Source organism: Streptomyces sp. NPDC017202, from assembly GCF_044331705.1.
Classification (GTDB): domain Bacteria; phylum Actinomycetota; class Actinomycetes; order Streptomycetales; family Streptomycetaceae; genus Streptomyces.
Window position 1 is genome coordinate 1 of sequence record NZ_JBIRNP010000010.1, and the last position, 19,094, is coordinate 19,094.

Here is a 19,094-nt window from a genome sequence, read left to right on the forward strand (position 1 = left end):
CGAGGATCAGGGCCCGGCACGCCGAGAGCACGCACCTGACGCCGCAGAGCCCGCCCTCCAGGCGGACGGCAGGAATTTGACGACAGGACCTAGGGGGTGCCGCCGGCTGATCGGTCACCGTGTCCTGCCGGTGAGGGCGCGCCCGCTCGGCGGAGCCGCTGTGCTGTACGGCCCCGCGCCCCTGGGGTGGGCATGGGTGCCGTCGGCCGACCGGCGGGGGTGTGTGACGACGGAACCCCGCACCCTCTTCCGGGGTGCGGGGCTCCGAGGTGGGACGGGTGGGTCAGTCCTTGATCTCGCAGATGGGGGCGCCCGAGGTGATCGAGGCGCCGACCTCCGCGGCGAGGCCCTTGACGGTGCCGGAGCGGTGCGCGTTCAGGGGCTGTTCCATCTTCATGGCCTCCAGGACGACGATCAGGTCGCCCTCCTTGACCTCCTGGCCCTCCTCGACCGCGATCTTGACGATCGTGCCCTGCATCGGGGAGGCGAGGGTGTCACCGGAGGCGACGGGGCCGGACTTCTTCGCCGCGCGCCGCTTGGGCTTGGCACCCGCCGCGAGGCCCGTGCGGGCCAGGGACATGCCGAGCGAGACCGGGAGGGAGACCTCCAGGCGCTTGCCGCCGACCTCGACGACGACCGTCTCGCGGCCCGCCTCCTCGTCGGCCTCGGTGTCCGCGGGGGCCGCGAAGGGCTTGATCTCGTTGACGAACTCCGTCTCGATCCAGCGGGTGTGGACCGTGAAGGGGGCGTCGGAGCCGGTGAGTTCGGGGGCGAACGCCGGGTCCCTCACCACCGTGCGGTGGAAGGGGATGGCCGTGGCCATGCCCTCGACCTGGAACTCCTCCAGGGCGCGGGCGGCCCGCTGGAGGGCTTCCTTGCGGGTGCGGCCGGTGACGATCAGCTTGGCCAGCAGGGAGTCCCAGGCCGGGCCGATGACCGAGCCGGACTCCACGCCCGCGTCGAGCCGCACACCCGGCCCCGAAGGGGCGTCGAACCTGGTGACGGTGCCGGGGGCCGGAAGGAAGTTGCGGCCCGGGTCCTCGCCGTTGATGCGGAACTCGAAGGAGTGGCCGCGCAACGCCGGGTCGTCGTAGCCGAGTTCCTCGCCGTCGGCGATGCGGAACATCTCGCGCACCAGGTCGATGCCGGCGACCTCCTCGGTGACCGGGTGCTCCACCTGGAGACGGGTGTTGACCTCCAGGAAGGAGATCGTGCCGTCCATGCCGACGAGGAACTCCACGGTGCCGGCGCCGACGTAGCCGGCCTCCTTGAGGATGGCCTTGGAGGAGGAGTACAGCTCGGCGATCTGCTCGTCGGAGAGGAACGGCGCCGGGGCCTCCTCGACCAGCTTCTGGTGCCGGCGCTGCAGGGAGCAGTCACGGGTGGAGACGACGACGACGTTGCCGTGGGTGTCGGCGAGGCACTGGGTCTCGACGTGCCGGGGGTTGTCGAGGTAGCGCTCGACGAAGCACTCGCCGCGGCCGAAGGCGGCGACGGCCTCGCGGACCGCCGAGTCGTACAGCTCGGGGACCTCTTCGAGGGTGCGGGCGACCTTGAGGCCGCGTCCGCCGCCACCGAAGGCGGCCTTGATCGCGATGGGCAGGCCGTGCTTCTCGGCGAAGGCGACGACCTCGTCGGCGCCCGACACCGGGTCCGGCGTGCCCGCCACCAGCGGCGCACCGGCGCGCTGGGCGATGTGCCGGGCGGCGACCTTGTCGCCGAGGTCGCGGATGGCCTGCGGCGGCGGGCCGATCCAGATGAGGCCCGCGTCCAGGACGGCCTGGGCGAACTCCGCGTTCTCCGAGAGGAACCCGTAGCCGGGATGGATCGCGTCCGCCCCGGACTCGCGGGCGGCGTTCAGCACCTTCTCGATGTCGAGGTAGCTGGTGCCGGGAGTGTCACCGCCCAGGGCGAACGCCTCATCCGCGGCGCGGACATGCAGAGCGTCCCGGTCCGGTTCGGCATACACGGCGACGCTTGCGATACCGGCATCCCGGCAGGCCCGGGCCACGCGGACTGCGATTTCGCCACGGTTGGCGATGAGCACCTTGCGCACGATTGAGGCTCCCTCCTTGAAACAAGCCGAGTTTAGGGACTGCCGACACGACTGATCGACCCGTCCTCGATGGTGAGCTTTCCCACACACAGCGTGATGTCAGGCTCACTCGATTGCGAAATCCCTTGCAGCACCGCCGTACGCAGCACTCCTTCCGGAAACCCTAGCCCTCCACTGTGGCCAAGGTCTCTGTGAGCACGTGCTGCGGCCCACTCCGATTCTTTGTGGAGTCCCTACGAATGGCCCAATGATTCTTTGCCGCCGGCAGAACCCTTGTCCCCTGGTTTACCCGTTAGTAGCGTTCGGGACGCCGAAGAGGGCCCGGCGGCCCGAGGGGCCTCCCCGAGGGGTGGCGGTCGGGCGGCGGGCGGGCACTGCTCGGGGTAACCAGGGGGCCCGTACGGGCCGGGTCGAAAGTGGGTGGGACCGGTGGTGCGCAGACCGGTGGCAGTCGTCGTGGCGGTCGTGCTCGTCCTGGAGGCGGTCGGCGTCGCCGCGCTGAACTGGTTCCTGGGGATCGTCGTCGACCGTCAGGACATGTCCCTGGCGGGCCTGGACCCGGACATGATGTCGACGTCGTCGAAGGCCGGCGGGATCGTCTTCGGTCTCTACTTCGCCTTCTGCGGGCTGGTCGCCCTGCTGGTGGCGGTCCGCGACCGGCCGCCGGCCGGCCTCGGCCGCGTCCTGCTGATCAGTGCGGCGGTGGTGCACGGACTGCTGGCCGCCGTCGCGTGGGGGCTGGTGGGGTGGCCCGCGTTCCTGTTCATGGTCGTCGTGCTCGCGCTCATCGTGCTGCTGCTGATGACGTACGACCGCCACGACGGGCCCGCCACGCCCGCCGCCGACCCCCGGGACGAGGGGCCGCGGGACCAGGGGCCGGCCCCGGTCAGTGGTCCGCCGGCGCCCACAACTCCGTGATGTTCACGCCCAGTTGCGCCAGCAGTCGGCGTACGAGCGGCAGACTGATGCCGATCACGTTGCCGTGGTCGCCGTCGATGCCGTCGATGAAGGGCGCCGAGCGGCCGTCCAGGGTGAACGCCCCGGCGACGTGGAGGGGCTCGCCGGAGGCGACGTACGCGGCGATCTCCTCGTCGGTGGGCTCGCCGAAGCGGACGACGGTGGAGGCGACGGCGGAGGTGTAGCGCCCGGTCGTGGTGTCGTAGACGCAGTGGCCGGTCTGCAGCGTGCCCACGCGGCCGCGCATGGACTTCCAGCGGGCGGTGGCCTCCTCGGCGTCCGCGGGCTTGCCGAGGGCCTCGCCGTCCAGGTCGAGGACCGAGTCGCAGCCGATCACCAGGGCGCCCCGGACCTCGGGCTTCGCGGCCACGACGGAGGCCTTGGCCTCGGCGAGGGCGAGGGCCAGTTCGGCAGGGGTCCGGGCGGTCACGGCGTCCTCGTCGACCCCGCTGACGATCACCTCGGGGTCGAGCCCGGCCTGGCGCAGCAGGCCCAGCCGGGCGGGGGACTGGGAGGCGAGCACGAGACGGCGGCGCGGCTGATCGGTCATGCGGTCAGGGTATCGGCGTGCCGCGCCGCGTTCATCCCGGTCACCCGAGGCCGATGACGATCATCGCGAGCACCATGGCCAGCGCCATGAGGACCCCGAGCCGCCGCAACATCTCCTGCATGTCGCGCAGTTCCTCGGGCGGTTCGTTCTCGGGGTCGGACCACAGCATGCCGTCCAGCCTGCGACGACGCGATGCCGGATGCCTGAGTACGCGTACTCAACTTCCTTAAATGGGACTGTGGTTTCATTAAAGCACGCACCGTGCCGGCCGACGAGAGGACACGCCCGTGTTCACCACCGCTTGGACCGCCCCGCCCCAGCTCCCCAGCGAGGGCTTCACCCCCAACTGGTCCCGCGAGGGCTTCTGGCGCCAGTCCGTGCGCCAGACCGTCCGGCTCACGGCGGGCGGCGACCGGGTGCGCGTCCGGCTGTCGAACGCCTACGGCACCTCCCCGGTCCGGGTCGCCGCCGCCACGGTGGCCCGCGCGGCCGCGGGCGCCGCCGTCGAGCCGGACTCCGTCACCCGCCTCACCTTCGACGGCGCTGGGCCCGCGGTGATTCCGGCCCGGGGCCACCTGCTCAGCGACCCGGCCCCCCTCGCCGTGGCCCCCGGACAGGCGCTGACGCTGACCCTGCACTTCGACGCGGTCACCGGCCCCGCCACCTTCCACGCGCAGGCCTTCACGACCAGCCACCGCGGCGAGGGCGACCTCACGGCGGACGCGGGCGGGGAGCGCTTCGACGCGAGGAGCGAGTCCTGGTACTTCCTCACCGCCGTCGAGACCGACGCGGGCCGGACGGACGGCATCGCCCTCCTCGGCGACTCCCTCACCGACGGCTTCGGCTCGACGCCCGGCGCCGACCGGCGCTGGTCCGACCAGCTGGCCCGGCGCACCGGACGTCCCGTCCTCAACGCCGGGATCGGCGGGAACCTGCTGCTCAACGACTCCGCCTGGTACGGCGAGAAGGCCCTGCACCGGCTGCGCCGCGACGTGCTGGACCAGCCGGGCGTGGACACCCTCGTGGTGCTCCTCGGCCTCAACGACATCGGCTTCGGCGAGACGGACGAGCAGCCCACGTACAAGCCCGCCCCCGTGGTGGAGGCGGACGAGCTGATCGCGGGGCACCGGGAGCTGATACGGCAGGCGCGCGGGCGGGGCCTGCGGGTGATCGGGGCGACCCTGCTGCCGTTCGGGGGCTCGGACCACTGGGGCGGGCACGCGGCCGGGGTGAGCCGCGAGGTGGACGCGTGGGTGCGCGGCTCCGGCGCCTACGACGCGGTCGTGGACCTGCGCCGGGCCCTGGCCGATCCGGCGGACCCGGACCGGCTGCACCCCGCGTACGACTCCGGCGACCACCTGCACCCCGACGACGCGGGATACGCGGTGATGGCCGAGGCCGCGGCCGCCCGCCTGTGACGGGCGGGAGACCGGACAGGCCCTAACCGGGCCAGTACGTGCGGCCCCAGGCGGCCGGGCCCGGACGGGGCAGGCGACGGGCCGCGATGCGGGAGGGGTCCGACCAGGAGTCCCCGGCGTCCTGCGCGCCGGACGGCTCGGCCGTCGCCGCCGCGGCGCGGGCGCGCACCACCGCCAGTGCGGCGGCCAGCTCCTCCGGGGTCGGATTGCCCCGTACGACCTTGATCACAGCGGCTCCTTACAGGGGGATGTTGCCGTGCTTCTTCGGAGGGAGGGATTCCCGCTTGGTGCGCAGCTGACGCAGGCCCCGCACGATGTGCCGGCGGGTGTCCGACGGCATGACCACCGCGTCGACGTAACCGCGTTCGGCGGCGATGTAGGGGTTGAGGAGCGCGTCCTCGTACTCCTGGATCAGCCGGGCGCGGGTCGCCTCCAGGTCTCCCGCGGACTCCGCCTCGGCGATCGTGCGGCGGTGCAGGATGTTGACCGCGCCCTGCGCGCCCATCACCGCGATCTGGGCGGTCGGCCAGGCCAGGTTGAGGTCGGCGCCCAGGTGCTTGGAGCCCATGACGTCGTACGCCCCGCCGAAGGCCTTGCGGGTGATGACCGTGATCAGCGGGACGGTCGCCTCGGCGTAGGCGTAGATCAGCTTGGCGCCGCGGCGGATGATGCCGTCGTGCTCCTGGTCCACGCCGGGCAGGAAGCCGGGCACGTCCACGAAGGTGACGACCGGGAGGTTGAACGCGTCGCAGGTGCGCACGAACCGGGCCGCCTTCTCGGAGGCCTTGATGTCCAGGCAGCCCGCGAACTGCATCGGCTGGTTGGCGACGATGCCGACCGGACGGCCCTCCACCCGGCCGAAGCCGGTCAGGATGTTCGGCGCGTACAGCGGCTGCGTCTCGAAGAACTCGGCGTCGTCCAGGACGTGTTCGATCACCGTGTGCATGTCGTACGGCTGGTTGGCGCTGTCCGGGACGAGCGTGTCCAGCTCCAGGTCCTCGTCGGTGACGGCGAGGTCCGCCTCCTCCGGGAACGACGGGGCCTCGGAGAGGTTGTTCGACGGCAGGTACGACAGCAGCTGCTTGACGTACTCGATGGCGTCCTTCTCGTCGCCCGCCATGTGGTGGGCCACGCCCGACGTGGAGTTGTGGGTGCGCGCGCCGCCCAGTTCCTCGAAGCCGACGTCCTCGCCGGTGACCGTCTTGATGACGTCCGGACCGGTGATGAACATGTGCGAGGTCTGGTCGACCATGACGGTGAAGTCGGTGATCGCGGGCGAGTAGACCGCGCCGCCCGCGCACGGCCCGACGACCAGGCTGATCTGCGGGATCACCCCGGACGCGTGGGTGTTGCGGCGGAAGATCTCGCCGTACGCCCCCAGCGAGGCCACGCCCTCCTGGATGCGGGCGCCGCCGGAGTCGTTGATGCCGATGACCGGGCAGCCGGTCTTCAGCGCGAAGTCCATGACCTTGACGATCTTCTGGCCGTAGACCTCGCCGAGAGCGCCGCCGAAGACGGTGAAGTCCTGCGAGAACACGGCGACGGGCCGGCCGTCGACGGTGCCGTACCCCGTCACGACACCGTCCCCGTACGGGCGGTTGTCCTCCAGGCCGAAGTTGGTGGAGCGGTGCCGGGCGAACTCGTCCAGCTCCACGAACGAATCCTCGTCCAGGAGGAGTTCGATGCGCTCACGGGCCGTCAGTTTGCCCTTGGCGTGCTGCTTCTCGACGGCGCGTGCGGAGCCGGCGTGCGTCGCCTCCGTGACGCGGCGCTGGAGATCCGCGAGCTTTCCCGCGGTCGTGTGGATGTCGATCTCTTCCGACTCGGACATCGGGATGCGGCTCCCTGCCTGCTCAAAAGGGGGGACGGTTACTCATTCGTAGAGTAGTGGCGGCCCCACCGATCGGCAGTGCGGCATTTACCACACCTAGGGTGGCTTGCATGACGCCGCGAGATGCAGCAGGAAACCCCGGAACCCCAGGAAATCCAGGACACGGCAGCAGCCGGTGGTCCGACCTGGACCGTCCGCCCCTCAACGCCGTCGCGCTGCGGCGCGGACTCCTCCGCGAGGGCGGGCTGTGGACGGCGGTCGACATCGTGCCCCGCACCGGGTCCACCAACTCCGACCTGGTCGCGCTCGCCGCCGCCGGGAAGGCCGACGAGGGCACCGTCCTGGTGGCGGAGGAGCAGACCTCCGGCCGGGGACGGCTGGACCGGCGCTGGACGGCGCCCCCGCGGTCGGGGCTGTTCTTCTCCGTACTGCTGCGGCCGGCCGAGGTGCCGGTGGCGCGCTGGGGCTGGCTGCCGCTGCTGACCGGCGTCGCGGTCGCCACCGGCCTGTCCCGGGCGGCGGGCGTCGACACGGCGCTGAAGTGGCCCAACGACCTGCTGGTGACCGTCGGCGGCCAGGAGCGCAAGGCCGGGGGGATCCTGGCGGAGCGGGCCGGGACGGACGGGGTCGTGGTGGGCGTCGGCATCAACGTCACCCTGCGGGCCGGGGAGCTGCCGGTGCCGCAGGCGGGGTCGCTGGCGCTGGCCGGGGCGGTGAGCACGGACCGCGATCCGCTGCTGCGGGCGGTGCTGCGTTCCCTGGAGGAGTGGTACGGGCGGTGGCGGCGGGCCGGCGGTGACCCGTCCCTGTCCGGGCTCCAGGAGGCGTACGCGGCGGGGTGCGCCACGCTGGGGCGGACCGTGCGGGCGGAGCTGCCCGGGGAGCGCTCGGTGGTGGGGGAGGCCATGGCCGTGGACGGGGACGGGCGGCTGGTCATCGCCACGGGGGAAGGGGTGCGCGAGCCGGTGGGCGCGGGCGACATCGTGCACCTGCGACCGGCGTGAGCCGCGCCCGGACGGCCTCGTCCCGAACTCCTCCGGGAGGACGGCCCCGGACGGACCGGGACACCCGGCCGGCGCCGGCCGGCCGGCCCGGTCGGCGGCGGGACGGGCCGCTTCTCCGAACGGAGTGAGCTGGCGCACACCTGCCGTAGAGTTGGGCCCGGTCGAAACCTGACCGCGATAGATCGGAAGGGCAGCAGGCGTGACCGTCGACGACACGGGCTCCGACGAGGGCGCGGACGGCCGGGTTGACGATCCGGCCGCCGACCCCGGTGACGACCCCCTCGCCCTGCGCCTCGAGCACCTCATCCTCGGTGCCGAGCGCCGCTACACCCCCTTCCAGGCGGCCCGCAGCGCCGGTGTCTCCATGGAGCTGGCCTCCCGTTTCTGGCGGGCCATGGGCTTCGCCGACATCGGGCAGGCCAAGGCGCTCACCGAGGCCGACGTACTGGCCCTGCGCCGCCTCGCCGGTCTCGTCGAGTCGGGGCTGCTGAGCGAGGCCATGGCGGTGCAGGTCGCGCGGTCCACCGGGCAGACCACCGCCCGGTTGGCGGAGTGGCAGATCGATTCCTTCCTGGAGGGACTGACCGAGCCGCCCGAGCCGGGGATGACCCGCACCGAGGTGACGTATCCGATCGTCGAGCTGCTGCTGCCCGAACTGGAGGAGTTCCTCGTCTACGTGTGGCGCCGGCAGCTCGCCGCCTCGGCGGGACGGGTCGTGCAGGCCGCGGACGACGACGAGATGGTCGACCGCCGGCTCGCGGTCGGCTTCGCCGACCTCGTCGGCTTCACGCGGCTGACCCGCCGCATGGAGGAGGAGGAGCTCGGCGAACTGGTCGAGGCCTTCGAGACCACCGCCGCCGACCTGGTCGCGGCCCGCGGCGGACGGCTGATCAAGACCCTCGGCGACGAGGTGCTGTACGCGGCCGACGACGCCGGCACCGCCGCCGACATCGCGCTGCTGCTCGTCGAGACGATGAGCAACGACCCGACGATGCCCGAGCTGCGGGTCGGCATGGCCTTCGGCACGGTGACCACCCGGATGGGCGATGTCTTCGGCACGACGGTCAACCTGGCCTCCCGGCTGACGTCGATAGCGCCCCGGGACGCCGTGCTCGTGGACAGCGCCTTCGCCGAGGAACTGGTCCGCACCGGCGACGCGCCCGCCTCGGAGGCGGAGGCCGCCGAGGCCGCGGCCGCCGCCGAGAAGGAGGGCGAGGAGCCGCCCGGGTACCGGTTCGCGCTCCAGCCGATGTGGCAGCGGCCGGTGCGCGGGCTCGGCGTGGTCGAGCCCTGGCTGCTCACGCGGCGCAACGGCGGCGGCGCGTAGGGCCGCTCCCGCGGACCGAGCCGGGTGAACCGGCGGATCGAGGCGGAGGAACCGGCGGCGCCTTCCGGTCCGGGTGGGCGGGGCCCGGTACGCCCGGCTGCGCGGCGGAGGAGCCCGCTGTCGCGGTGGGGCCCTCGCGGTAGGGCCCTCGCGTGGACGCGACCGGGCGTGGGGGAGCAGGGCGACCGAGGACGGCGCCGCCGGTGCACCTGTCCGGGCTGGGGCACCCCTCCGGAGGAGGGCGTGTCCGGAGGAGGGCGTGCCGGACCCCGCGTCTTCGACGCGATCCGGCGCACCGGCTCCGGGGTTCCGAGTCTCCGGGTTCCGCGTCTCCGGTACGACCTGCTGGACCGGTTCCGGGGTCCGCTCCTCGGTTCAGTCTGGCGGACCGGTTCCGGGGTCCGCTCCCCGGTTCAGTCCGCCGGACCCGCTCCCGGTTCAGTCCGCCGGACCGGTCAGTGTGTCCACGCAGAGTCCGACGACCGGCAGGCAGAGTCCGGGACCGCCCGTCGGTCCGGGAGGCGGCGGGGCGGTGGCCGGGCCGGGCGCCGTGGACTCGGAAGGGCGGGAAGGCCCGGAATCGCGCGGCGGCCGGGGGGTCGCGCTCCGGGAGGACGTGGGTGCCGGTGTGCGCGGGCGCGCCCCGGCCGACGGCGTCGTGCGCGGGCCGTAGGGGCCGCTGGGGGCACGGACCGCGGAGGTCGGGGAGGCGGTGGGGACCGCGGGGGAGACGGGGGCCGCGAGGGAAGCGGGGGTGCCGCCCATCGGGACGGGGGCGGTGGGCGTCGGCCCGGGCGCCGGGGAGACCGCGCCGGTCGCGCCGGCCGGGTGGCCCGTGGCCGTCTCCGGCCTGGTGTCCGCGGTGGGCTGGAGCCGGGGTCCGGCCTCGGCGGTGTCCACGCCGGAGTCCGAGCCCGGCCGCAGCAGACTCAGGGCCCCCACCGCCAGCGCGAACCCGCCCGCGGCGAACAGCGCCTTCCTGGGCCGGGGCCGGGGCCGGCGATGCCGCCCGTGGGTGCGGCGGAGCCGCCCGAGGCGGGTCTCCGTCGTCTCCGTCGTCTCCGTCGCCTCCGTCGCCTCCTCGGCACAGTCCGCTCTCGCGCTTCCGGCCCGGGTCCTCACCGGTGTGGTCGTCATCGCGTGCCCTTCCCGATGTCGTCGCGCCCCCTCTGCGCCGTGGCGGACGCACGTTATGCGCTCCCTCGGGCGGTGCGAGGGGAGTCGGGCGGGATGTCACTCGAACGGGTGGGCGGGGGCGAGCGCGACGCGGGCGGGACGCGGCCGGGCCTTTCCCCGGCGCGGCGCGGCTGCGATGATCGGCGAGCCAGATTTGTTAACCCGCGTTAACCCGGAGGGTGTCATGAGTGAGGAACGGTTCGGGGAGTTCGTGCTGGTGCGGCGGCACGGGGACGGGCATGTCGCGGAGCTGGCCCTGGACCGGCCCAAGGCCATGAACGCCGTGTCGACCGAGATGGCCCGGTCCGTCGGGGCCGCCTGCGCGGCGCTGGGCGACGACCGGGACGTACGGGTGGTCGTGCTCACCTCGACGCACGAGCGGGCCTTCTGCGTCGGGGCCGACCTCAAGGAGCGCAACTCCTTCTCCGACGCCGAACTGGTGCGGCAGCGGCCGGTCGCGCGAGGGGCGTACACCGGTGTGCTGGAGCTGCCCGTGCCGACGGTCGCGGCGGTGCACGGGTTCGCGCTGGGCGGCGGCTTCGAGCTGGCGCTGGCCTGCGACGTGATCGTGGCCGACCGGACGGCCGTGGTGGGGCTGCCCGAGGTGTCGGTCGGGGTGATCCCGGGCGGTGGCGGGACCCAGCTGCTGCCCCGCCGGGTGGGCGCGGCCCGCGCGGCCGAGCTGATCTTCTCCGCGCGGCGGGTCGAGGCCGCCGAGGCGCGGGAGCTGGGGCTGGTGGACGTCCTGGTGGACGAGGGGCGCGACCGGGAGGAGGCGCTGGCGCTGGGGGAGCGCATCGGGGCGAACTCGCCGGTGGGGCTGCGGGCGGCCAAGCGGGCCCTGCGGCTGGGGCAGGGGCTGGACCTGCGGGCGGGGCTGGAGGTGGAGGACGCGGCCTGGCGGACGGTGGCCTTCTCGGGGGACCGGGCCGAGGGGGTCGCGGCCTTCAACGAGAAGCGGAAGCCGCAGTGGCCGGGGGAGTGAGCCGGTCCGGGGGCGATGAGGCGTGAGCCGGTCCGGGGGGGGCGGGGCCGTCACTCCCGGCACCATCCCGAGTCCCCTTTGTTACTGAATGTCCCTAGCCTGGGGAGATGGGTGAGGACAGACGCCTCGCGGCCGTGGTGGCGCTGGCGCAGGGGATGGCGGCGGCGCGCACGCCCCGCGAGTCGTGGCGCGCCGCGGCTCTCGGCGCCTGCCGGGCGCTGGCCGGCGGCTTCGCCGCGCTGTCGGTCTGGGAGCGCGACCTCGGGCGGCTGCGCGTCCTCGTGAACGTGGGGGACCGGGCGCCGGACGAGGACGAGTTCCCGGAGCACGAGGCCTATCCGGTGCACCGGTTCCCGGAGATCACCGAGTTCCTGCACGAGCGCTGGATGGCGGGCGGCGAGCCCGACGCCTGGGTGGAGACGGCCCAGGGGCCGGCCGCCGGCCGCCCCGGCTACTGCCACCAGCGTGTCGCCGCCCTGCGCCGGCGCGGGCGCGGCTCCTGCGTGGTCGCGCCGATCGTGCTGCACGGCCGGGCGTGGGGCGAGCTGTACGTGGCCCGCTCCTCCGGCACCCCCGTCTTCGACCGCGGCGACGCCGACTTCGCGACCGTCCTGGCGGCCGTGGTCGCGGCCGGGCTCGCGCAGACCGAGCGGCTGGAGGAGGCCCGCCGGCTCGCCTTCACGGACTCCCTGACCGGCCTGGCCAACCGCCGCGCCGTCGACGTACGCCTGGAGGAGGCGGTGGAGCGGCACCGGACGCACGGGGACGTGGTCAGTCTCGTCGTGTGCGATCTCAACGGGCTCAAGCGGGTGAACGACACCTGCGGGCACGCCGTCGGCGACCGGCTCCTGGAACGGTTCGGGTCCGTGCTGTCGCTGTGCGGGGCGATGCTGCCCGGCGGGCTGGCCGCCCGGCTCGGCGGGGACGAGTTCTGTCTGCTCGCCGTCGGCCCGGCCGCCGACGAGGTGGTGAAGGTCGCCGACGAACTGTGCCGCCGGGCGGCCGAGTTGGAGCTGGGCGAGGGCGTGGCCTGCGGGGTGGCCTCCACCGGGGACCCGATCGGGCCGGTACGGTCGGCCCGCCGTCTCTTCCGGCTCGCGGACGCGGCCCAGTACCGTGCCAAGGCCGTCCGGGCCGCCCGGCCGGTCGTCGCGGGGCGGCAGGGGCCCGACGACCCGGTGGTCCGCCTCGCCGACGAGCCGCCGCACGGTCCGGCCGGTGAGCGGCGACGTTTCCGCGGGCGGCACTGAGCGGCGGCGCCTTTGCGGGCGGCACCGAGCGGCCGCGACGCACCGGTGAACGGCTGCGACGCGGCACCGAGCGGCCGCGACGCACCGGTAAGGGGCGAAGCCCGCCCCCACTGGTGACATCTTCGTCTTCACTGCGTACGCTTTTGAATATGGATATGCACACTGTGGTGGTGGGGACGTCCGGCGTGACCGCGTCCGACGTGCTCGCCGTGGCGCGCGACGGCGCCCGGGTCGAGCTCTCCGAGCAGGCGGTGGCGGCCCTCGCCGCGGCACGCGGGATCGTCGAGGCGCTGGCGGCCAAGCCCGAGCCCGTCTACGGCGTCTCCACCGGGTTCGGCGCCCTCGCCACCCGGCACATCAGCCCGGAACTGCGCGCTCAGCTCCAGCGCAACATCGTCCGCTCGCACGCCGCCGGCATGGGGCCGCGCGTCGAGCGGGAGGTCGTCCGCGCCCTGATGTTCCTGCGCCTGAAGACGGTCTGCTCCGGACACACCGGCGTACGGCCCGAGGTCGCGCAGACCATGGCCGACCTCCTCAACGCCGGCATCACCCCGGTCGTCCACGAGTACGGCTCCCTCGGCTGCTCGGGCGACCTCGCCCCGCTCTCCCACTGCGCCCTCGCCCTCATGGGCGAGGGGGACGCCGAGGGCCCGGACGGGGCCGTACGGCCCGCCGGCGAGCTGCTCGCCGAGCACGGCATCGCCCCCGTCGAACTGCGCGAGAAGGAGGGCCTGGCCCTCCTCAACGGCACCGACGGCATGCTCGGCATGCTGATCATGGCCCTCGCCGACCTGGACCGCCTCTACAAGTCCGCCGACGTCACGGCCGCCCTGACGCTGGAGGCACTCCTCGGCACCGACCGGGTCCTCGCGCCCGAGTTGCACGCCATCCGCCCGCACCCCGGCCAGGGCGACTCCGCCGCCAACATGCTGGCCGTGCTGGCCGGTTCGGAGCTGACCGGGCACCACCAGGACGACGCGCCCCGCGTCCAGGACGCCTACTCCGTGCGCTGCGCCCCGCAGGTCGCCGGCGCCGGACGGGACACCATGGCCCACGCCCGCCTCGTCGCCGAACGGGAACTGGCCTCCGCCGTCGACAACCCCGTGGTCCTCGCCGACGGCCGCGTGGAGTCCAACGGCAACTTCCACGGCGCCCCGGTGGCCTACGTCCTCGACTTCCTCGCCATCGCCGCCGCCGACCTCGCGTCGATCGCCGAGCGCCGCACCGACCGGCTGCTGGACAAGAACCGCAGCCACGGCCTGCCGCCCTTCCTCGCCGACGACGCCGGTGTCGACTCGGGCCTGATGATCGCCCAGTACACGCAGGCCGCGCTGGTCGGCGAGTTGAAGCGGCTGGCCGTGCCCGCCTCCGCCGACTCCATCCCGTCCTCCGCGATGCAGGAGGACCACGTCTCCATGGGCTGGTCGGCGGCCCGCAAGCTGCGCACCGCCGTCGACAACCTCACGCGCGTCCTCGCCGTCGAGCTGTACGCCGCCACCCGCGCCGTCGAACTGCGCGAGGGGCTGACGCCGGCGCCCGCGACCCGCGCGGTCCTCGACGCCGTACGCGGGGCGGGAGTCCAGGGCCCGGGTCCGGACCGCTTCCTCGCCCCCGACCTCGCCGCGGCCGACGCCGTCGTGCGCGACGGACGGCTGGTCGCGGCCGTGGAGACGGTGACAGGGCCGCTCCGCTAGCCGAACGGAAGGGCCCCGCCGTACGCGCGTGCGTGCGGCGGGGCCCGGTGTGCTGTGCCTACTTGAGCTTGGCGACCTGTGCCTGGGAGACGGCGGCCGGGACCTGGGAGTCCCCGCCCTTGGCCAGCGCGCCGAGGTTGATGCCGTAGAACGTGGCGACCGTGCTGCCGCTGCGCACCACCTCGACCTGGAAGTTGGCCGTGCCCTCGCCGTCCATGTCGGCGACCACGGTGAAGGCCGCGGACTCCTCGCCGAGCCCCGAGGCCTTGGCCGAGGTGACCTTGGTGGCCTTCTGGGTCTCGCTGTCGGCCGTCATGCTGAACCCGCCGGAGCAGGCCGTGACGCTGTCGGTGACGGCCTTCATGGCCTTCTCGGCCCCGTCGCCCTCGTAGGACGAGAGACCGACCAGCGTGGTGGTGACGTTGAAGGCGTCCTCGATGTCCGACTCGCTGATGTCCTCGGGCGACTTGGTGGCGGCCTGGGCCGACTTGTCCTCCGTGACGGTGTTGCGCGCGCTCACGTCGGTGTCACCCGGCGGGAGGGCGGAGATGGCGTAGACGAGCGGCTCGCACGCGGCCTTGTCGACCTTCACCGCGCTCTTGGACTTCGGCAGACTGGCGTCGCCCGCGTCCACCTTGTAGCCCTTGACCTCGCCCTGGGCCAGCAGCAGCTTCTCCAGCTCGGCCGCGGTCAGCGCCTTCGCGGCCGGGGCCGAGGACGAGGAGGAACCGGAACCCTTCGAGGATCCCTTGGAGTCCTTCTTCGACCCCTCGTCCGAGCAGCCCGTGATGAGGACGAGCGACAGTGCGCCGACAGCGGCCGTGGCGCACAGCCGCGCCCCCGATGATCTCTTCATGAGCGGACTATGAAGGTCGGGTCAAGTAAGCGTCAAATCAATTCAGAAACCCAGACGTTCCCGGCGTACGGAATAGACCACGAAACCGGCGCCGAGGGCGAGCAGGGTCGTCCCGCCCGCGAGGTACGGGGTGGTGTCGAAGCTTCCGGTGTCGGCGAGGCGCGTGCCGTCGGAGGCATCGGAGACGTCGGAGGCATCGGAGACGTCGGCGGTGTCGGCGGTGAGAGCGGTGGCGGTGAAGTCCGCGGACGCGGCCCGCGCCTGGGTGGTGACCTGCGTCGTCACGGCCGTTCTGGTGGGCTCGTCCTGGGTCGCCTGGGCGTTCGGGACGAACCACAGGGCACCCAGCAGGGTTCCCGCGGCGGTGGCGGTCAGCAACGGACGGCGAGCGGATGACACGGAATATCGATCCCCTTGTGGCGCTGGCGAATTGGCCGTGTGCCCCGATGCTAATGAACGGCGCGGGTCGCGGGAAAGCCGCGGGCGCCGGTAGCCGTACGCTCCGGGGGTGACTACCGAAAAGACATCCCCTTTTGTCCGCCTTCGACTTGAACTCGTCCTGGAGATCGACGACGTGGACGCCCTGACCGCGGCCGCCCTGCGACGGCTCGCGGAGGAGGCCGCGGACCCGGAGATTCCGGAGAGTGAGCGCGCGCAGGCCGAGAGTGCTGTGACGGAAGACACGGCCGAGGCCCTCGCCTGCCTCGTGGATCCGTTCGACCTGGTCAGTGAGATCCCCGGCATCGAACTCCAGCAGGCCTCCTGGTCCACCGAGCCCGTCGAGTACGACCCCGATTCGCCGGACTGGGACCTCGACGAGGATGATGACGGCCACGACGGCGCGGCGGACGCCGGGGAGGACGGCCGCGCGGGCGGCATCGGCTGAGCGTCCCGGGGAATTCATGACCCCGGGGGGCAACCGCCGCCCGGGGTTTCGTCGTCTCAGGGGACGCACCGACCGACACCCGCATCAGGGGCCCCGGGGGGGACCGAGCGCCCGCGGACGTGGTGTGGCCCACACATCAGGCATATGTGGAACGGGACGAACCGGTCGTAGCGTTGAAGGTCTTGACGGGGACTCCCGGGGGTTACCGGGAATCGGCGACGATGGAGAAGCGTGTGATGACGGACGGTAGGCGGCGCAGGGGTCTCATGACTGCGTCCGCCCTGCTCGGTGGTGTTCTGGTGCTCTCTGCGTGCTCGAGCGGCGACAGTGACGCGGCCGACGGCGGAGGCGGCTCCTCACAGGCCCAGGCCGACGAGGCGGCGGCCCAGAAGTCCTCCGAGGCCCAGATCAAGATCACACCTGCGGACGGCTCGAACAACGCCTCCATCAACAACTCCGCGACCGTCACCGTGAGCAAGGGCACGCTCACCGAGGTGACGATGACCACGGCCGACGGCGGCAAGGTCGCGGGCGAGCTGTCCGCCGACAAGACCAGCTGGAAGCCCAGCGGACAGCTGGAGCGCTCGACCACCTACAAGCTGGCGGCGACCGCGAAGGACTCCAAGGGCCTGGAGGCCCACGAGAACTCCTCCTTCACCACGGTCTCCCCCGACAACAGCTTCATAGGCAACTTCACGCCGGAGGACGGCTCGACCGTCGGCGTGGGCATGCCGGTCTCCATCAACTTCAACAAGGAGATCACCAACAAGGCCGCCGTCCAGAAGGGCGTCACGGTCAACACCACCAGCGGTCAGGAAGTCGCCTGCCACTGGTTCAGCGCCACCCGCATGGACTGCCGGCCCGAGGACTACTGGCAGGAGAACTCCACCGTCACGCTGAAGCTCGCGCTCGACGGGGTCGAGGGTGCCGACGGGGTCTTCGGCGTCCAGCAGAAGACCGTCACCTTCAAGATCGGCCGCAACCAGGTCACGTACGTCGACGCGAAGACCAAGCAGATGAAGGTCACGCAGGACGGCAAGACCGTGCGGACCATCCCGATCTCGGCCGGCTCGCCCGACAACAAGACGTACGAGGGCCAGATGGTGATCTCCGAGAAGTTCAAGGAGACCCGGATGAACGGCGCGACGGTCGGCTTCACCGACGACGACGGCAAGGGCGAGTACGACATCAAGGACGTGCCGCACGCCATGCGCCTGACCAACTCCGGCACCTTCGTGCACGGCAACTACTGGGGCGCGAAGTCCATCTTCGGCTCGGTGAACACCAGCCACGGCTGCGTCGGCCTGTCCGACACCAAGGGCGCCGACGACCCGAACACCCCGGGCGCCTGGTTCTTCAACAGCTCGATCGTCGGTGACGTGATCGTCGTCCAGAACACCGGCGACAAGACCGTCTCGCCGGACAACGGCCTCAACGGCTGGAACATGGACTGGGCGCAGTGGAAGGCCGGTTCGGCCGCCTGACGCACATCCCGCCCACAGTCCACCGGTGCCGCCCCCAGGGGCGGCACCGGTGTTTCCGGGGCCGGGCACAGCCTTCTCATGCTTCTCTTATGTCAGCCTTACGCCTTCATCACGGTCCGTACCTAGCTTGCGGCCATGTTCTTCACCTACCTGAGGCGCGAACTGCGCCGCCGCAGAAAAGCGGCCCTCGTCGTCGCCTCCGGACTGGCCCTCGGCATCGCGCTGGTCATCGTCGTCACCTCCGTGTCCGCCGGCATGGGGAAGGCCCAGGACAAGGTCCTCCAGTCCCTCTACGGCCTGGGCACGGACATGACGGTCACCAAGGCGGCCGAGCCCACCGCCGGCACCTCCGAGCGTCCCCGGTTCCGGTTCGACGCGCAGGACGGTGACTCCGACGCCGAGCAGAGCAGCGACCGCGTCATGGTCCAGGGCTTCCAGACCCTGTCGGCCGCCACCGTCACCGAGGTCGGCAAGCAGAGCGGCGTCTCCGACGCCGTCGGCGGACTGAGCCTGACGGTCGTCAAGGTCAACGGCCAGTTCACCCGCGGCCAGTTCCAGCAGGGCGAGGGCGGCGGGCCGGGCGGACCCGGTGGCGGCGACGGTCAGCCGCAGGGCGAAGTCCAGGGCGGCGGCGCCGACTTCGACGTCGACAACTACTCCGTCTACGGAACCGACGTCACCGAGCCCGCCCTCGGCCCGCTGACCTCCTCGAAGATCACCAGCGGCCGTACCTTCAGGACCACCGAGGCGAACGCGAAGGTCGCCGTCGTGGACTCGGCCTACGCCAAGGAGAAGAAGCTCGAGGCCGGTTCGAAGCTCACCGTCAAGAGCGTCGAGTTCAGCGTCATCGGCATCGCCACCGCCGACAGCGGGGACTCCGCCGCCAACGTCTACCTCCCGCTGACGCAGGCTCAGACGATCGCCGACGCCAAGGACAAGGTCACCACGATCTACGTCCGGGCGGCCGACTCGCAGAAGATCGACAGCGTCAAGTCCGCGATCCAGAAGAACGTCTCGGGCACCACGGTGACGACCTCCGCGGACCTCGCCGACACCGTCTCCGGCTCCCTCTCCACGGCCTCCTCGCTCGCCGCCGGCGTCGGCAAGTGGCTGTCCGTCGCGGTCCTCGTCGCCGCGTTCCTGGTCGCCGGACTCCTCACCTCCTCCGCGGTGTCCCGGCGCGTGCGCGAGTTCGGCACGCTCAAGGCGCTCGGCTGGAAGTCCGGCCGGGTCACCCGGCAGGTCGTCGGCGAGGCCATGGTCAACGGCCTCCTCGGCGGCGCCCTGGGCATCGCGCTGGGCCTCGGCGGCGCCTACGCCGTGACCGCCGTCAGCCCCACCCTCCAGGCCGAGACGGGCGGCTCCGCCGGCGGCGGCCAGGGCGGTCCCGTCGGCGGCGGCTTCGGCGGTCCGGGCCGGCAGGCCGCGGCCCGCACCCTCGACGTGGCGCTGACGGCGCCGGTGAGTGTCACGACGGTGGCCGTCGCGGTCGGACTCGCCGTCGCCGGCGGTCTGATCGCGGGGGCGTTCGGTGGCTGGCGGGCGTCCCGGCTGCGGCCGGCCGACGCGCTGCGGCGCGTCGAGTAGCCAGCCCACCCCATCCATCCCAGGAGTTGTTGT

The 19,094-nt window shown here is 72.7% G+C and carries 18 protein-coding genes; 10 read left to right on the top strand and 8 right to left on the bottom strand.

The features are described from left to right. Positions 1–283: 283 nt before the first annotated feature. Complete coding sequence (locus ACH4N1_RS20235; RefSeq protein ID WP_398098785.1) at positions 284–2,056, bottom strand: acetyl/propionyl/methylcrotonyl-CoA carboxylase subunit alpha; 1,773 nt, start codon at positions 2,054–2,056, stop codon at positions 284–286. A gap of 429 nt (positions 2,057–2,485) precedes the next feature. Between ACH4N1_RS20235 and ACH4N1_RS20240 the strand changes: the two genes are divergently transcribed. Continuing rightward, on the top strand, positions 2,486–2,974 hold the full coding sequence (locus ACH4N1_RS20240) for a hypothetical protein (RefSeq protein ID WP_398098787.1): 489 nt from the start codon (positions 2,486–2,488) through the stop codon (positions 2,972–2,974). On the opposite strand, the gene ACH4N1_RS20245 is transcribed toward ACH4N1_RS20240, so the two are convergent. Both ACH4N1_RS20245 and mmpB read right to left on the bottom strand, forming a co-directional pair. Then, a complete protein-coding gene (locus tag ACH4N1_RS20245) occupies positions 2,943–3,563 on the bottom strand; it encodes a Maf family protein (RefSeq protein ID WP_398098789.1) in 621 nt (206 codons plus the stop codon). The genes ACH4N1_RS20240 and ACH4N1_RS20245 overlap by 32 nt on opposite strands. A 40-nt stretch (positions 3,564–3,603) precedes the next feature. After that, a complete protein-coding gene (gene mmpB / locus ACH4N1_RS20250; RefSeq protein ID WP_366059750.1) occupies positions 3,604–3,732 on the bottom strand; it encodes a morphogenic membrane protein MmpB in 129 nt (42 codons plus the stop codon). Between the two features lie 118 nt (positions 3,733–3,850). Between mmpB and ACH4N1_RS20255 the strand changes: the two genes are divergently transcribed. Then, positions 3,851–4,981, top strand: a complete 1,131-nt coding sequence (locus ACH4N1_RS20255; RefSeq protein ID WP_398098791.1) for an SGNH/GDSL hydrolase family protein — start codon at positions 3,851–3,853, stop codon at positions 4,979–4,981. 22 nt (positions 4,982–5,003) lie between these two features. Here ACH4N1_RS20255 and ACH4N1_RS20260 read toward each other — a convergent pair whose 3' ends face one another. Next, the gene (locus ACH4N1_RS20260) at positions 5,004–5,210 is read right to left on the bottom strand and encodes an acyl-CoA carboxylase epsilon subunit (protein WP_366059752.1); all 207 of its coding nucleotides are present in this window, start codon (positions 5,208–5,210) and stop codon (positions 5,004–5,006) included. 9 nt (positions 5,211–5,219) lie between these two features. Then, a complete protein-coding gene (locus ACH4N1_RS20265) occupies positions 5,220–6,812 on the bottom strand; it encodes an acyl-CoA carboxylase subunit beta (protein WP_398098794.1) in 1,593 nt (530 codons plus the stop codon). Positions 6,813–6,922: 110 nt separating this feature from the next. Here ACH4N1_RS20265 and ACH4N1_RS20270 point away from each other — a divergent pair, with 110 nt between their 5' ends. Both ACH4N1_RS20270 and ACH4N1_RS20275 read left to right on the top strand, forming a co-directional pair. Next, positions 6,923–7,816 (top strand): biotin--[acetyl-CoA-carboxylase] ligase, encoded by an 894-nt coding sequence (locus ACH4N1_RS20270; RefSeq protein ID WP_398098795.1) that lies wholly within the window; start codon positions 6,923–6,925, stop codon positions 7,814–7,816. Positions 7,817–8,015: 199 nt separating this feature from the next. After that, on the top strand, positions 8,016–9,143 hold the full coding sequence (locus ACH4N1_RS20275) for an adenylate/guanylate cyclase domain-containing protein (RefSeq protein ID WP_398098796.1): 1,128 nt from the start codon (positions 8,016–8,018) through the stop codon (positions 9,141–9,143). A gap of 438 nt (positions 9,144–9,581) precedes the next feature. Here the strand turns inward: ACH4N1_RS20275 and ACH4N1_RS20280 are convergent, their stop codons facing one another. Then, a complete protein-coding gene (locus ACH4N1_RS20280; protein ID WP_398098798.1) occupies positions 9,582–10,280 on the bottom strand; it encodes a hypothetical protein in 699 nt (232 codons plus the stop codon). 223 nt (positions 10,281–10,503) lie between these two features. On the opposite strand from ACH4N1_RS20280, the gene ACH4N1_RS20285 reads away from it, so the two are divergent. The 3 genes from ACH4N1_RS20285 (at position 10,504) to hutH (ending at position 14,248) form a co-directional block, all read left to right on the top strand. Further along, entirely contained in the window at positions 10,504–11,304 is an 801-nt protein-coding gene (locus ACH4N1_RS20285) for an enoyl-CoA hydratase-related protein (protein WP_363092915.1), read from the top strand. 107 nt (positions 11,305–11,411) lie between these two features. Further along, complete coding sequence (locus ACH4N1_RS20290; protein ID WP_398098800.1) at positions 11,412–12,554, top strand: diguanylate cyclase domain-containing protein; 1,143 nt, start codon at positions 11,412–11,414, stop codon at positions 12,552–12,554. A 155-nt stretch (positions 12,555–12,709) separates the two neighbouring features. Then, entirely contained in the window at positions 12,710–14,248 is a 1,539-nt protein-coding gene (gene hutH, locus ACH4N1_RS20295) for a histidine ammonia-lyase (protein ID WP_398099166.1), read from the top strand. A 58-nt stretch (positions 14,249–14,306) separates the two neighbouring features. Here the strand turns inward: hutH and ACH4N1_RS20300 are convergent, their stop codons facing one another. Both ACH4N1_RS20300 and ACH4N1_RS20305 read right to left on the bottom strand, forming a co-directional pair. Continuing rightward, positions 14,307–15,104, bottom strand: coding sequence for a hypothetical protein (locus tag ACH4N1_RS20300; RefSeq protein ID WP_398098801.1), 798 nt, complete (start codon positions 15,102–15,104; stop codon positions 14,307–14,309). 42 nt (positions 15,105–15,146) lie between these two features. Beyond that, the gene (locus ACH4N1_RS20305) at positions 15,147–15,503 is read right to left on the bottom strand and encodes an LAETG motif-containing sortase-dependent surface protein (RefSeq protein ID WP_398098803.1); all 357 of its coding nucleotides are present in this window, start codon (positions 15,501–15,503) and stop codon (positions 15,147–15,149) included. Positions 15,504–15,612: 109 nt separating this feature from the next. On the opposite strand from ACH4N1_RS20305, the gene ACH4N1_RS20310 reads away from it, so the two are divergent. The 3 genes from ACH4N1_RS20310 to ACH4N1_RS20320 all read left to right on the top strand — a co-directional run bounded on the left by ACH4N1_RS20310 (position 15,613) and on the right by ACH4N1_RS20320 (position 19,061). Then, complete coding sequence (locus ACH4N1_RS20310) at positions 15,613–15,990, top strand: hypothetical protein (protein WP_398098805.1); 378 nt, start codon at positions 15,613–15,615, stop codon at positions 15,988–15,990. 236 nt (positions 15,991–16,226) lie between these two features. Next, entirely contained in the window at positions 16,227–17,474 is a 1,248-nt protein-coding gene (locus ACH4N1_RS20315) for an Ig-like domain-containing protein (protein WP_398098807.1), read from the top strand. Between the two features lie 135 nt (positions 17,475–17,609). Continuing rightward, entirely contained in the window at positions 17,610–19,061 is a 1,452-nt protein-coding gene (locus ACH4N1_RS20320; protein WP_398098808.1) for an ABC transporter permease, read from the top strand. Positions 19,062–19,094 lie beyond the last annotated feature (33 nt).